The sequence below is a fragment of the Prosthecobacter sp. genome, from assembly GCF_044373815.1.
Lineage (GTDB): Bacteria > Verrucomicrobiota > Verrucomicrobiia > Verrucomicrobiales > Verrucomicrobiaceae > Prosthecobacter.
This window is the reverse complement of the sequence record NZ_JBIPNG010000158.1, coordinates 1-13023: the sequence shown is the minus strand read 5'-3', so window position 1 is coordinate 13023 and position 13023 is coordinate 1. Positions and strand designations below refer to the sequence as shown.

The window sequence follows — 13023 nt, the reverse complement described above, 5'->3', positions numbered from 1 at the left end:
TTGGGTGACCTTTATCCGCGCACGGAAGCGACTGGAAAGACAGGCAAGAAAGGGCAACCACTTTTCACTACGATCTATGATGGTGCCGACTCGGGACGCATCTTCTCCGCGATCGATACCCTGCGCAGCATTTATGAGGGCGCGTGGCTCAAGTGGAAGCTGGCGGAGATCGAGCGCAAGGAACGGCGTGCCGGGATGCGCCAAGATTTCATCGACGACACCGGCAAGACGGGCCTGAAGCCGGAACGCGACGCGGCGGACAAAGAAGCGGCCACCCTGCTGGGCAGGATCAAGGGTGGTTTCCTGTCGCTATCCAGCTTCCATGAGGTCCTGAGCTACGACTTTGGCGAGAAGTCCGACCGAGTGAAGTCGCTCGTCGATGCTGAGCGAGAATCTTCTGGGCAATACGAAGACGCGAACCAAGCTCTCGCTGATGAGGTCGAAAAGCTGTTTACAGATATGGCCGGGGGCACGCTGAAGGGTGAACGCCTCCGCTTCGACATGGCACAGCGCACGATCAAGACGGCCAAAGGAGAACTCTCGCAACTCGAAGCCATCCAAGCCTTGCTGATGTGGAGACAGGAAGCCGGTCGTCGCCACATGGAGGGCCACCTTGATGAGGATGGGAAGCCGTCCGGCAAGTGGCATTACGATCAGGCTTGGATTGACGAAATCACCAAGGCCCTGACTCCTGAGGCAAGGATCTTGATGAGCTGGATCATGAAGAAATACGGCGCTGAGTGGGCCACGCTGAATCCGCTGTATCGTGCCCGCTATGGAGTGAATATGCCGGCGCACGACAACTATGCGCCAATCACCGTTGCCCCCGCTCAGACGAAGGCGGGCGAGGTTGTAGATCCTGTGACCGGTGCGGCGATGTCGAGCGGTTCCATTCTGACGCCTGGCAGTCTCCGCACGCGGTCGAGAAATGCCATCGCTGAGCCTGAGTTCCGCGACGCACTGCAGACCCTGCTGATTCACACACGGCAGCTCGAATACTGGAAGTCGTATTACGATCTGGCTGTGGAGGCAAACGCCATCCTCGGCAATCGCGATGTACTGAATGCAGTGAAGGCAAAGGGAGGTGAACCAGCGGCCACGGCTTTGCGCAAATGGGTGGACGCCATCGCACAGGGCGGCTTCCGCGATGCTTCGGCATCCCTTGAAATGAACAAGCTCCTCGGGCGCATGACGGGCCGCGCTGCCAGTGTTGGTTTGCTGGGTCGGTTCTCAACTCTGCTTGTTCAGACAACGCAGCTCGCTGCGGCATCGGTCAAGATGCCTGTTGGGGCGTATCTGCGCGGCATGTCCAAACTGCTCACCGGGCGGCTGGGTTACGGTGACGCCATCAGCTCAGATTTCATTCAGCGACGTTTCAAGTCTGCACCGCCGATTGTCCGGCAGTCCATGGAAGCACTCGGCGCGGCGTCAAAACCGAATCAAATCACTCGCACTGCTCGCGGCCTGGGGCAACTCTTGAGCGGTGCGGATGCGCTGTGCACAGCGGGAACGTATGCGCTGCTGCTAGACTACCACCGTGGAACCGGCCGGGCCTTGGGATTGTCTGGCGCTGAACTGGAAAAGCACGCTCACACCGAAGCCGAACGCGACACTGAGCAGGTGGCACAGCCTACCCGCATGGCCACGCGGTCGCTGATGGAGATCACCAGCACAAATCCGCTGGCGAAGGTTGGATGGGCTTACGCTTCAGAAGCGCGGCAGAAAATCGCTCTTGCCGCATGGTCTGCTACAAAGGCAAAGTCGGATCCTGCTCAATTCGCGAAAACCATGTTCCTTGTCTTCGGTGTTGGCGGACTAATGACGCAGATCATCAAAAACCTGTGGAAGGAAGCCAAGGGCGATGATGATGAAAAGAAGTGGAGTCCCGACCGCCTCGTAATCGCGGCTCTAGCTGGCCCATTGCACGGCATTCCTGGCATGAGCTTGCTGCTCAATGATGGCAACATGTTCTCGGGTGGCAGTCGTTTGAAGACGGTGGACTTCGAGGGCGACACTGTTTCCATTCTGAAAGATTTGGATACGGCGCTTTCGGTTCTCGGCATGTTCAATGATACAGCCGCCGGGGTCGCGGCCCTCTCGCATCTCGGTTTGGACGCGGCAAAGGTGCTTGAAAATCTGACCAAATGACCCCCTCCCAACGAGCCGCTGCTGTGTATGAACGTGAGCCGTGCGCTCGCACCTTTCGTGAGGACGTTGAGGCTCACCTGCTCAACGGCTACGTCTTCAGCACGCCGGAGTATTTTGTGCTGGCGCGTCCGGTTGATTCATCGGCGCCGGATGCGCTGGTGGTGAATCCGTGGCATGCGTTCCCTGCCGAGTGCTGCGACGCCTGGCTGCTCTATCTGGTGGCCGGGAGGATGGATGCGGCGTGGAGGCTATTTCCCTACCATCTGCCGAAAATAGGAGTTGAGCGAAAGAATGTCCTTCGATACTATGGGTTCGAGTTCCTAGACTCAAAAATAAGCACTTCCCGGCAACGGGGAGCGGTTTGCCCGCAAGGCCACCTTCAAGACTGACCATCATGCGATATTCCGAGTTCTCCTTTGGCCCCTACTTCTCTGCCGATCTTGTCGGACCAGATGGCAGGCTGACACGACTTCACAAAGGTGGAGGTGGTGGCGACGGCGGCGTTGGCGCAATGATGGCGCAAAACCAAAAGAACTTCGAAGCGCAAATGGCGCTGATGAAACAGCAGGCCGACCAGAAGATTCCTGACCCGCCGAAGTATGATCCGCAGTCAGCTGCTCCAACGTCCAGCAATGCTGATGTGGCGGCGTCTGAAGATCAGGCGCGGCGAGATGCTGCTAAACGGCGCTCCATGCAGGCTGCAGTCGTGGCCGGAGAAACCAAGCTCGGAGGCCAGCGAACCCTGCTCGGCTGATGGATGCTGCGAACCAAATCGCTGCCGAGATCATCGACCGATGGGGTCAGATGGTGGCGGTTCGTGCTCCCTGGGTTACCTTGTGGCAGCAGCTGAGTGAATATCTCATGCCGCGCAAGTTTGGCGGCTCGCCTCAACCGACCTCCGCTGGCACCGCCCGCGAGTCCCGGCTGTTTGATACCACGGCCATTCATGCCAACACGGTTCTAGCGAACGGCCAACTCTCATGGGCGCATGGCGAGAACTGGTTCGCCTTCACGCCCCCGCCGAGGTTCAAAGAGTCGGAAGATGCCAAGCGATGGTTTCAACAGTGCACGATTACTGCACGGGATCTGCTGGCCAATTCCAGCAATTTTTACACCTCGGTGCACGAGTTCTATTTGGACCGGTCATGTTTCGGCACCGCCGCGCTGTATGTGGAGGCTGGTAAAAAGCATGCTCTCAATTTCCGCACCTTTCCTGTCGGTTCCTTCGCCATTGAAGAGGATGATGAAGGCAATGTTGACACCGTGTTTCGTGAGTTCGAGCTGACGGCGCGGCAGGCTGAGCAGAAGTTTGGAAACGCGAATCTGCCAAAGAAGATTCTTGATGCTCTCGCATCCAAGGACGTTTCGCAGAAGTCGAGCAAGTTCAAATTCATCCATGCCATTTATCCTCGCAGAGCCGAGGACCTCAAGCCAGATGAAGGCGGGCCGCTGAATATGCCGGTGGCTTCGGTGTACGTCGAGCTTTCAGACAAGCATGTATGCCTTGAGTCTGGATATTCCGAGATGCCCTCGATGGTGTCGAGGTTCCTCGAATGGAACAGCGGCCTGGGTGGCGTTTATGGCTGGTCGCCTGCATGGGCGGCGCTGCCAGAAGCAAAGCAGGTGAACCTGCTGCAGATGTGGTTGGACGCTCTGGCAGAGAAGGCGGCTTTCCCGCCAATTCTGAAACCCGCCAGCATGGAAGGTGAGATCGATCTTTCCGCCGGCGCAATCAACGAGTTCGACGACAGCAATCCTCAAGCGGCTAATGCCGTGCCAAAGGAATTTGCCATGGGTGGAAAATACGACCTTGGCTTGCAGCGAGTTCAAGAACGTCAGGAGGCGATTCGGAAGCATTTCTTTGTCGATCTCTTCCAGATGTTCGGCCAGACCGATGGAAAGAACGTCACGGCCACCTGGGTTAATGCCCGACTACGTGAGCAGATTTCGCAGATTTCCCCATCATTCACACGACTGAAGATGGAGCTTCATACGCCACTGCTTCAGCGCGTCTTCAGCTTGTGCCTTGAGCTGGGCTATTTTGAACCTCCACCTCAAGAACTGATCGAGCCGCTGAATGACACGATGGGGACTATCCCGAGTCCGGCGCTGAGCTACCAATCGCGCTTCGACATCGAAATGCGCGGGATGAATGGCTCCGCCATGGAAGCCGCCCTGATGCAGCTCCAGGGCATTGCGCAGTTTGACCAGAGCGTGGTGGATAACGTGAATTTTGACGAACCTGCCCGCGAGGCGTTCAGTGGCAATGGTCTGCCCGTTTCCTACCTGCGTCCTGTGAGAGACCGTGACGCCATGCGTCAGCAACGGATGGAGCAGCAGCAGCAGGCACAGCAGATGGCCATGGCGGAGTCTGCAAGCAAAGCAGCTGGCAACGTGGCCAAGGTAGATCCGAACAAGGTTAAACAACTCGCGGAGGCCATGCAATGAGCGAACCAAACGCAGACATCCAAAAGGCGCTCGAAGTGAAGCGCGAAATTATGAAGGCCCTTCAGTCGGAGGATGGACGGCGCATCGTCGATCACATCCAGCGGGTCTTCGGCTCTTCGGCTTCACAGTCCGGCAATGTTTCAGACGCTCGTCAATGCGGGCGCTTTGATGTGATCCAATACCTCGTCACGCACGGGGAGTTGGTCAGAGACAGGCAAGAATAACACCAACACGTACCACCATGAAATTCAGCATTCAATTCCCACTATTCGCAGAGACCACCGATGGCGCACAAGGCACCGGCGTCGGTGGTGGCGGAGGTAGTCAGCAGCAACAACAACAGGCGCAACCCACTTTCCGCGAACAGGTGTTTCAGCCTGATGGTTCTTTCTCCCAGGACTGGCACGCGAAACTTGGGGACGAGTTCAAGGACGCGGCACCGCAGCTCGCACGTTTCAAAACCTTCCCCGACTTCGCCAAGTCATTCCTGCATGGTCAGAAGCAGCTCTCCACCCGGCCCCAGATGCCTGATGAGAAGAGCAGTCCTGAACAGGTCAAGGCATGGCGCGAGATGCTCGGCCTGCCAGATGATGCGAAGGCATGGGACATTCCCAAGCCAGAGAAGCTGCCGGAGGGAACGACATGGAACGAGCCGCTGGCCAAGGGTCTCAGTGAATGGGCGAATGCCAATCACATCAGCCCCAAGGCGCTTTCAAGTCTCGTGGAGAAATACAACTCCCTGGAAGACTCTCGCGCAAAAGGTGAAGCGGAGAAGTTCAAGGCGGAAGCCACGCTGAAATTCCAACAAGATGAAAAGGCCCTGAAGGAAACTTGGGGTGCCGATTTTGAAAAGAACACGGCGCTCGCCAAGAAAGCAGCGGCCACGGCAGGGCTGAAAGCGGACCACTATTCTCTGACTGATCCCGATGTCTTGAAGGCCTTTCATCGCCTCGCGGTGGCGACCGGTGAAAAGTCACTCGTGAATGGCGGCAACCCCACTCTGACGGGAGACCCGAAGGTGCAGGCCCAGCTCATCCAGACTGATTCGCAGAACCCGCTCTATGCGAGCTACCACAACCCGCAGCACCCCCAATACAAGGCCACCCGTGAAATGGTCTTGAATCTGCTGAAACAGTGATAACCTAGGAACTAGAACCCATGGCCGTACAGACCACAGAATCACGCGTTCAGTATGTCGGGAACAACTCGACAGTGACCTCCTATCCCGTCACGTTTCCGTTCATCGCGGCGGCTGATCTGCGGGTAGTGGTGTCAGACAGTGATGGTGCGGAGACGCTCTTGCAGAACGGCGTGGGTTATGTGGTCACCGGCGGCAATGGATCGACGGGATCGCTCGTCACTACGTCGGCCTACAACAACACGCATCACGTCACAATCTACCGTGAGACGGCACGAGTCCAGCCAGTGAGCTACGAGCCACAGGACGCCTTCCCAGCAAAGACGCACGAAGGCGCGCTCGACCGGCTGACGATGATCGTTCAGGACATCGAGCGCGTGACCAATCAGGGTGTGCGGGTTATAAGCAGCGAGAATCCTCTGGAGGCCATCCAGCCTCAGCCAAATTCAGTTCTTGGCTTCGGTGCCAGTGGCGTTTTTGGAGTGTTCCCAAAGTCGGATTTCACAGGCCCTACGGGTCCGGTGGGTTCGACTGGAGCCCCTGGCGATAACGGCGCTGATGGTGCAGATGGTGCCAATGGCGCTGATGGTGCACCCGGTGATAATGGATGGACTCCAGTTTTGGCGGTCACAAATGATGGTGAGCGTCGCGTGCAACGGGTCATTGATTGGGTTGGCGGAGAAGGGACAAAGCCTGACACGGGCAAATACATTGGACCGTCCGGACTAGTTACCCTCATTGGCAGCGGAGTGGACATTCGCGGTGCAGCAGGAGGTGACACGGGAAACCAAGGACCGGATGGAAACCAAGGCCCAACTGGAAACCCAGGTCCAGATGGTAATCGAGGCCCGACCGGTCCGATGGGTCCAACGGGGCCCCGAGGGCCGACGGGAAACCGAGGTCCCGATGGATTCCCGGGAAGCGCTGGGCCAGATGGTAATGCAGGTGCATCTGGTCCAATGGGACCCACGGGCCCTAAAGGCAGCTTCGTCAAAACTGACAGCGGCATCTACGAGCTGGCCTGCGCTGAAGGCACCCGGCCTTTCTTTTTCCACATCCGTGAAACATCCGAAGCTATTCCCTCTGCATTTCTTGAAACGATCACCGGCGACGTGTTGCGCTTTCCTTCGCATGACGGCCGCCATGAGCTTTGCTTTGGTGTTCGGCGCGAGTTTCCTACTTGGTTTATGCCTCGCTCAAACGAGAGACAGATGGCTCACTCGTTAGCCTTCTGGAACTCGGAGTATCTGCCAGCACATGAAAGGGGGCCGACAGCATGAGCACGTCCACTGGAGACGGCGGCAATCCCTACACCGTGGCGATTGTGGCCATGGGGCCGAGTCATATCGACTATCTGGCTGATTGCCTGGCGAAGTCTTCGCGCCATGCGGTAGCCGATGAGACCTGGGCCATCAATGCGATGGGTGGAGTCATTCAGCATGACCGGCTCATCTGCATGGATGCGCTACCCTACTTCGCCAAAGCTGGTCGCGAGGCAAACCCTGCGCTTGCAGGCTTCGGCGACTGGCTCGCGAAACATCCCGGTCCGCTCTATTCTCAGCGCAAGTATGATGGTTTCCCCGGTTCGATTGCTTATCCGCTGGAGGATGTGCTGAACTGCTGCAGATACCCTTACTTCAACAATACGGTGGCCTATGCTGTTGGCTTGGCACTGCTAATGCAGGTGAAGCATCTGAAGCTCTACGGCTGCGACTTCACCGCCGGGCAGCATGCGGACGGTCAGACCGGAAGGGCATGCGTGGAATACTGGCTCTCGGTCTGCATTGCTCGCGGCATGCGAATCACCATCGCAGCGACATCCTCTCTGTGTGACCAGAAAAACGGGCGAGTTCTCTACGGCTATTCGACGCCTCCAAAAATCACCCGCGATCAGGCGGGAAACTTCAAAGTTTCACTATGACTCAGCCCTTTCACATTCTCGAATCTATCGTTCTACTCGTGGCTGTTTCCTCAGCCGATGTGCTGGCGCAAGTGGCCGCTCCAAGCACTGGGGATGCCTTGATGCCACTGCTTCAAACGCTCGGTATTCCTGGGGCATGGCTGGCCGTCATTGCTTACACGCTGAGAAAGATTGTTCTTTGGGGGACTCCTCACGCTGAAAGGATGATCGAGGCATACATCGCACGTCAGGCATCTATGGCCGAATGCCAAGTGAAGCTCACTGAATCAACCATCGCTATTCAGCAGGAGAATCAAAAAACTCTCAACGAGATCAAAAGCAATCTCCCCCGTCTCTGCCAAGCCATACTTAATCCAAAACCATGAACATGCTCCTCAACCTCGTCTCCACGAATGCCGGATGGCTCGCCCGTCAGGCCATCAAATACTCCGCAGTCGGCGCCGCCATCATCACAGCGTGGCTCGTCGGTCATGGCTTCGACACTGCTCATGCTGGCGTGATCGCCGGTGGTGTTTCGGCCATCATTCTTGGTGGCATCGAAGCTGGCCTGTCTTTCATCGCTCGCAAGTATGCCGTGCCAGATCTCGATGCTGTCAGCGTCGCAATCGAGGCCGCAAAGAAAGCACCTGTCATCATCGCCGCTTTGCTGCTGACATCCTGTGCAGGATTTGTCGATGTTGTTGGGAATTTCCTCGGCTCTCCAACTGGGCAGGTTGTTATGGCCGCCATCAGCGCTCAGGCCAAGCAATTGGAAAACACCTGGGAGGCTGAGAAAATCCCACCTCTGATCGACAAGTCGCGTGCGGCTATTGCCAAGCTCCCAGCGAAGACCGGAAACGCAATCAAAGACCTTCCACGAGACATGCAGGAAAAGGCATGGATCGAATTCATCAGTCTCGCCCAGACGCGCTACAAGGCGCTCACCGGCGGCAAATACGTCACCCCCGTCGCCCCATGAAATCCTACTTCCTCAATCCTCAATCAGACGCAGATGGCACGCAGTGGACTGCGCTCGGCGACGTGAAATGCAACTCCCTCACGGTGGTCAACAACACTGGCACGGAGCTTGAGTTTAAGATCGGCTCTGACGCCGGCGTGCTCCGTTTGAAAGACGGGCAGGGCTATCAGTTCAGCGTTCTCAACGCCTCTGAACTGAAGTTCCGCCGTGTCGATCAGAGCAACACGCAAGTTACCCTTTACACCGTGGAGGCGGAAGCTCTATGAGCCTGACGTCGAAGTTCAGCAGCAGCGGCGGTCTTCCCATTGCCAGCCAAGCCGAGGCTGAGGCTGGCACAAACAATGGCAAGACGATGACACCTCTTCGCACAGCTGAGGCCATTGCAGCGCTGGCAGACGGTGGTGGTGGCGCGCTTGTTCGTGGATATGGCACACTGCAAGGCCACACATCTGCCGGTGCGGCAGCCACCGCCCCGCCAAATTTGCGCATGGACTTTGTGTCTAACAACTTTGCCACCTTCACGCTTTACGTAGATGGGTCGAGCTATAATTTCACCTTGAGCGACACGGACCCGGCCAACGGGACCATCTGGCTTGACGCTACGTTTAACTCATCGTCGGTCATGGCTCCAGCTTTCCGCGACGCCATTAACGCGCTGAGCATTCCAGGAGTCACGGCATACGCCAGCAACGACGGCTATGATTTCATGCTCTTGACCAAGTCCACGACAGGGGCAGCTTCAGGGCTCATCTTCACGGTGAATACTGAGCCCACCGCCTATGTTATCACGGGTGGCGGCAGTGGTACAGACGCAACCAGCGACAGCGGCGCGGTGCAAGAGGTCACACTGATTCCGCAAAGCGGAGTCAAGTCGGTGCTGCCTGTTAAGATCAGCGTGTTTGGGGACGGCGCTCTTTCAGGTGTCACTGTTGAGGTGGCGCTCAAGGTGGGTGGATCATACTACCCTGTGGCTGCACTGATCAACGGCGCACTGACCTATGGCGAAGCGGTTCCGGCCAACCATTGGGACGAATGGGTGATCCCGCGAATCTCATCCGCGCTGGTGGCACGCTACGTCGATACGCCGCCGATGGGAGGCGCCATGACCATATTTGCGGTTGCCGAACAAATTGCAACGGCATGACTCTGCCGTTTTGGCCATCGCAAAGCAGGCTTGATTTTACTTCTTCCGCTTCTCCCACTCTTTCGAATATTCCCGCATCTTAGGCAGCAGCTCGTCGCGATTTTCTTTCTTCCACTTCTTCACGCGCTTTTTCTCTTTGGCCGCGAACTTTGGATCAGAGGCTCGCTTCTCGCGATACCACTTGGCCTTTGCCTCGCGGGCCTTTTCTGGATCAGCGTAGGGCATCAGGCCGCTCCTTTCTTTTGCGGCTTCGTGTCGCCAGAAAGGTAGCTCTTCTTTGTCGTAGCCGTGTTCGTGTGGCCAAGGTTCTTGCTCGCAGCCTTGATGCCTGCTTGTCGCGCGGCAACAGCTTCTTCTGTGAATTCGGCCACTTCATCAGCGTAGAGGCTTCGCAGGCGGTGGAACGGTTTTTTCGCGCCTCCAACAAACGGTTTGAGCCATGCTTGCGGCTTGCGTTCAAACCATTCGTCGCGGCTGCGGATCCGCTTCGGCATCGTGACGATGTGGCCTGCAGGCTTCGCAAGCAGTTCTGTGGCAAATTCATCGTTCACAACCAGAGCCCGATACATTTCCCCTGTCTTCGTGAGAAACCCCTGATCTGGCCGGTCTCTCATTTCCACATAAACCGCGCCTCGATCTTCCACGATCCAATCGCGCCGGCATGCGCTGGCCTCTTCACGGCGCAGGCCTGCAAAGCGCCCCAATCCTATCGCGTCGCGCATAGGGTCTCCAGTTGGCAGGGAGAGCCACTTGGCGAGCAGAGCGGCCCCTAACGCTTTCGGTTTTGGCAGGGCCATCTCTGGCAACCATTTAATGACCGTGGCATTGGCAGGAATTTCAATTCCCTTCTTGGCGTAGTCGGCGATGAGTTGGGGGATGAAAATGGACTTCGCGCATCGCACCGTGGAATTGATCGCGGCATTGCCTGGGCGGCGGGTGGAGTAGTCCAGACGGCCGTCAAGCCGTGCCTTTTGGAACTCTGCCCACAGATCCGGCCCGATTTGCTGAGGAAACGCCTTGTCGAGGGTTTTGCCAAGAGCGGTGCGAACAACAGATCTCAGGCAGTAGATGTTTTGTTTTTCAGCTGCCTGCCCTGCTCTTTTTGGGATCTCCTTATATGCCGCTATCAGATCTTCCAATGTCGGTGTGCCGCGTTTTGGTCGCACTCCCTCGGCGCGCTCTTCGAACTTCTTTAATGCCTCCCTGCCTGCTTTGTCCGCTGACATGTGAGTGAACTTCCAGTCGATCTCATCGCCGCGCGCGCGGGAGCGAATTCGGAACCCATTCAAGTAGGGCATGAGGGCATACTTTCTGCCCTTCCACATCACATGTGGCTTCTCTTCAGAGCCATTCGATTTGGTCAATTTCATCGGCGGATTTGGTCAATCAGTGCCTTTTTTTGGTCACTTCGATTGTCGATCCGTTGCGCCTTCCTTGCAAGAATATTGCCGCTCATTTGCCACTTCCCCCAGTGAGGGGGAAGTTTTTTCAGTGGTGCTCGGGAAGGGACTCGAACCCTTAAGCCTTTCGGCACAAGATCCTTAGTCTTGCGCGTATACCAATTCCGCCACCCGAGCAGGTGTGAAAAACAGGGGCCGCGAATATAGACGCCTGAGTTTTTATGCAACCACTGTTTTGCATTTTCGTGCACTTTTGTGCGCCGATGCAAAAGACGGATCACTCTTGCCTTTGAAGCGCGTTTTGGCTGTCATCCATCTCATGCGCACTTCCCTGCTCCTCTGCCTGCTGCCGTCCCTTCTCCTCGCGGCTTCGCCCTACCCTGAAAAGACCCCTGACACCCCGGGAAACAGGCTCATCGACCGCTATTTCGCCGAGCAGACACGCGAGATCACCGCAGAAAACGGACTCGCGCAGATCACCACCGCCGCAGACTGGGAGGCCAAGGCCCCCGAATACCGCCGCCAGCTCTTTGAAATGCTCGGCCTCGATCCCCTCCCGGAAAAGACCCCGCTGAATGCCACCAAGACCGGCGAGCTCAAAGGCGACGGCTACATCGTGGAAAAAATGCACTTCCAGTCCATGCCCGGACTCTACGTCACGGCCAATCTCTACCTGCCAGACAAAGTCGAAAAGCCCCTGCCCACCATCCTCTACGTCTGCGGCCATGCCGTTGTGGTCAAGGACGGCGTCAGCCTCGGCAACAAGGCCGGCTACGAGCACCACGGCGTCTGGTACGCACGCCACGGCTACGCCTGCATGATCATCGACACCGTGCAGCTCGGCGAGATCCGTGGCGAGCACCACGGCACCTACAGCAAAGGCCGCTGGTGGTGGTTCTCACGCGGCTACACGCCCGCCGGGCTGGAAGCCTGGAGCTGCATCCGCGCGCTCGACTACCTCGAAACCCGCAAGGAAGTGGACAAGACCCGCTTCGGCGTCACCGGCCGCAGCGGCGGCGGAGCCTACTCCTGGTGGATCACCGCGCTGGATGAGCGCATCAAAGCCAGCGCCCCCACCGCCGGCGTCACGGATATGCAGAATCAGGTCATCGACGGCTGCGTCGAAGGCCACTGCGACTGCATGTTCTTCCTGAACACCTACCGCTGGAATTTCGAGCGCATGGTCGCCCTCGCCGCCCCGCGCCCGCTCCTCATCGTCAACACCGACAAAGACACCATCTTCCCCATCGACGGCGTCTTCCGCATCTACCAAAACGTGCGCAAGATCTACACTCTCCTCGGCAAGGAGGGGAACATCGGCCTCCAGGTCTCCGAAGGCCCGCACAAAGACCTGCAGCCTCTCAACATCGGCGCCTTCCATTGGTTCGAGCGCTTCCTCAAAGGTGCGGACTCCATGGCCGTGCTCGACGAAGGCGCCAAGAAAACCATCCAGCCCGCCTCCCTGCGCGTCTTCACCGAGATCCCCAAGGACGAGATCAACACCAAGGCCGACGAAACCTTCGTCCCCATGGCCAAAGCCCCCGCACCCGCCACCAATGCCGCCGATTGGTCCAAGCAGAGCGACACCTGGATGCAGGAACTCAAAGCCAAAGTCTTCAACGGCTGGCCCAAGGACATCGCCTCCGTCAATCCGCAGAAGGAAAGCAGCGCCGAGGTCGATGGCATCCGCATGACCGCCTACGACTTCGACAGCCAGTCCCCCTTCCGACTCCGCCTCTACATCGTCCATCGCGATGGCCTCCGTGCCGAAGACCTCCAACTCGTCGCGCTCAACGTCCTCGATGAAGCCGGGTGGGATGAATTCTGCGCCACCTACCACAGTCGCTTTGGCAAGCTCATCGAAGT

14 protein-coding genes and 1 tRNA gene are annotated in these 13023 nt (G+C 57.6%); 12 read left to right on the top strand and 3 right to left on the bottom strand.

Annotation, left to right across the window (positions count from 1 at the left end):
- From ACIREA_RS14400 to ACIREA_RS14350, 11 genes are all read left to right on the top strand, one after another.
- Positions 1-2148 (top strand): hypothetical protein (locus tag ACIREA_RS14400; protein WP_397382975.1); only part of this gene is annotated, 2148 nt, incomplete at its 5' end.
- Positions 2149-2542: 394 nt separating this feature from the next.
- Positions 2543-2902, top strand: a complete 360-nt coding sequence (locus tag ACIREA_RS14395; protein ID WP_397382974.1) for a hypothetical protein — start codon at positions 2543-2545, stop codon at positions 2900-2902.
- Positions 2902-4596 (top strand): portal protein, encoded by a 1695-nt coding sequence (locus ACIREA_RS14390; protein WP_397382972.1) that lies wholly within the window; start codon positions 2902-2904, stop codon positions 4594-4596. The genes ACIREA_RS14395 and ACIREA_RS14390 overlap by 1 nt, the downstream gene beginning before the upstream one ends.
- On the top strand, positions 4593-4820 hold the full coding sequence (locus tag ACIREA_RS14385) for a hypothetical protein (protein WP_397382971.1): 228 nt from the start codon (positions 4593-4595) through the stop codon (positions 4818-4820). Before ACIREA_RS14390 ends, ACIREA_RS14385 begins: the two co-directional genes overlap by 4 nt.
- Before the next feature lie 17 nt (positions 4821-4837).
- Positions 4838-5734, top strand: coding sequence for a hypothetical protein (locus ACIREA_RS14380; protein ID WP_397382970.1), 897 nt, complete (start codon positions 4838-4840; stop codon positions 5732-5734).
- Between the two features lie 20 nt (positions 5735-5754).
- The gene (locus ACIREA_RS14375; protein ID WP_397382969.1) at positions 5755-7014 is read left to right on the top strand and encodes a hypothetical protein; all 1260 of its coding nucleotides are present in this window, start codon (positions 5755-5757) and stop codon (positions 7012-7014) included.
- Entirely contained in the window at positions 7011-7655 is a 645-nt protein-coding gene (locus ACIREA_RS14370; RefSeq protein ID WP_397382968.1) for a hypothetical protein, read from the top strand. The genes ACIREA_RS14375 and ACIREA_RS14370 overlap by 4 nt, the downstream gene beginning before the upstream one ends.
- Positions 7652-8020 (top strand): hypothetical protein, encoded by a 369-nt coding sequence (locus ACIREA_RS14365; RefSeq protein ID WP_397382967.1) that lies wholly within the window; start codon positions 7652-7654, stop codon positions 8018-8020. Before ACIREA_RS14370 ends, ACIREA_RS14365 begins: the two co-directional genes overlap by 4 nt.
- Positions 8017-8613 carry a hypothetical protein gene (locus ACIREA_RS14360; protein ID WP_397382965.1) on the top strand — a complete coding sequence of 199 codons (597 nt, stop codon included), beginning with the start codon at positions 8017-8019 and terminating at the stop codon, positions 8611-8613. Before ACIREA_RS14365 ends, ACIREA_RS14360 begins: the two co-directional genes overlap by 4 nt.
- Positions 8610-8879 (top strand): hypothetical protein, encoded by a 270-nt coding sequence (locus ACIREA_RS14355; protein ID WP_397382964.1) that lies wholly within the window; start codon positions 8610-8612, stop codon positions 8877-8879. Before ACIREA_RS14360 ends, ACIREA_RS14355 begins: the two co-directional genes overlap by 4 nt.
- On the top strand, positions 8876-9757 hold the full coding sequence (locus ACIREA_RS14350) for a hypothetical protein (protein ID WP_397382963.1): 882 nt from the start codon (positions 8876-8878) through the stop codon (positions 9755-9757). The genes ACIREA_RS14355 and ACIREA_RS14350 overlap by 4 nt, the downstream gene beginning before the upstream one ends.
- Before the next feature lie 36 nt (positions 9758-9793).
- Here the strand turns inward: ACIREA_RS14350 and ACIREA_RS14345 are convergent, their stop codons facing one another.
- From ACIREA_RS14345 to ACIREA_RS14335, 3 genes are all read right to left on the bottom strand, one after another.
- Complete coding sequence (locus ACIREA_RS14345) at positions 9794-9982, bottom strand: hypothetical protein (RefSeq protein ID WP_397382962.1); 189 nt, start codon at positions 9980-9982, stop codon at positions 9794-9796.
- Complete coding sequence (locus tag ACIREA_RS14340) at positions 9982-11127, bottom strand: hypothetical protein (RefSeq protein WP_397382961.1); 1146 nt, start codon at positions 11125-11127, stop codon at positions 9982-9984. Before ACIREA_RS14340 ends, ACIREA_RS14345 begins: the two co-directional genes overlap by 1 nt.
- A gap of 122 nt (positions 11128-11249) precedes the next feature.
- Positions 11250-11334: transfer RNA gene (locus ACIREA_RS14335), tRNA-Leu, on the bottom strand.
- 142 nt (positions 11335-11476) lie between these two features.
- Between ACIREA_RS14335 and ACIREA_RS14330 the strand changes: the two genes are divergently transcribed.
- Positions 11477-13023, top strand: a 1547-nt coding sequence (locus ACIREA_RS14330; RefSeq protein ID WP_397382960.1) for an alpha/beta hydrolase family protein, incomplete at its 3' end; no start/stop codon positions are given.

What these genes read in the sequence shown, in the direction of transcription:
- ACIREA_RS14340 (WP_397382961.1), bottom strand. Translation starts at nt 11,127, where the DNA reads ATGAAATTGACCAAATCGAATGGCTCTGAAGAGAAGCCACATGTGATG.
- ACIREA_RS14385 (WP_397382971.1), top strand. Translation starts at nt 4,593, where the DNA reads ATGAGCGAACCAAACGCAGACATCCAAAAGGCGCTCGAAGTGAAGCGC.
- ACIREA_RS14395 (WP_397382974.1), top strand. Translation starts at nt 2,543, where the DNA reads ATGCGATATTCCGAGTTCTCCTTTGGCCCCTACTTCTCTGCCGATCTT.
- ACIREA_RS14390 (WP_397382972.1), top strand. Translation starts at nt 2,902, where the DNA reads ATGGATGCTGCGAACCAAATCGCTGCCGAGATCATCGACCGATGGGGT.
- ACIREA_RS14375 (WP_397382969.1), top strand. Translation starts at nt 5,755, where the DNA reads ATGGCCGTACAGACCACAGAATCACGCGTTCAGTATGTCGGGAACAAC.
- ACIREA_RS14380 (WP_397382970.1), top strand. Translation starts at nt 4,838, where the DNA reads ATGAAATTCAGCATTCAATTCCCACTATTCGCAGAGACCACCGATGGC.
- ACIREA_RS14355 (WP_397382964.1), top strand. Translation starts at nt 8,610, where the DNA reads ATGAAATCCTACTTCCTCAATCCTCAATCAGACGCAGATGGCACGCAG.
- ACIREA_RS14360 (WP_397382965.1), top strand. Translation starts at nt 8,017, where the DNA reads ATGAACATGCTCCTCAACCTCGTCTCCACGAATGCCGGATGGCTCGCC.
- ACIREA_RS14345 (WP_397382962.1), bottom strand. Translation starts at nt 9,982, where the DNA reads ATGCCCTACGCTGATCCAGAAAAGGCCCGCGAGGCAAAGGCCAAGTGG.
- ACIREA_RS14350 (WP_397382963.1), top strand. Translation starts at nt 8,876, where the DNA reads ATGAGCCTGACGTCGAAGTTCAGCAGCAGCGGCGGTCTTCCCATTGCC.
- ACIREA_RS14365 (WP_397382967.1), top strand. Translation starts at nt 7,652, where the DNA reads ATGACTCAGCCCTTTCACATTCTCGAATCTATCGTTCTACTCGTGGCT.
- ACIREA_RS14370 (WP_397382968.1), top strand. Translation starts at nt 7,011, where the DNA reads ATGAGCACGTCCACTGGAGACGGCGGCAATCCCTACACCGTGGCGATT.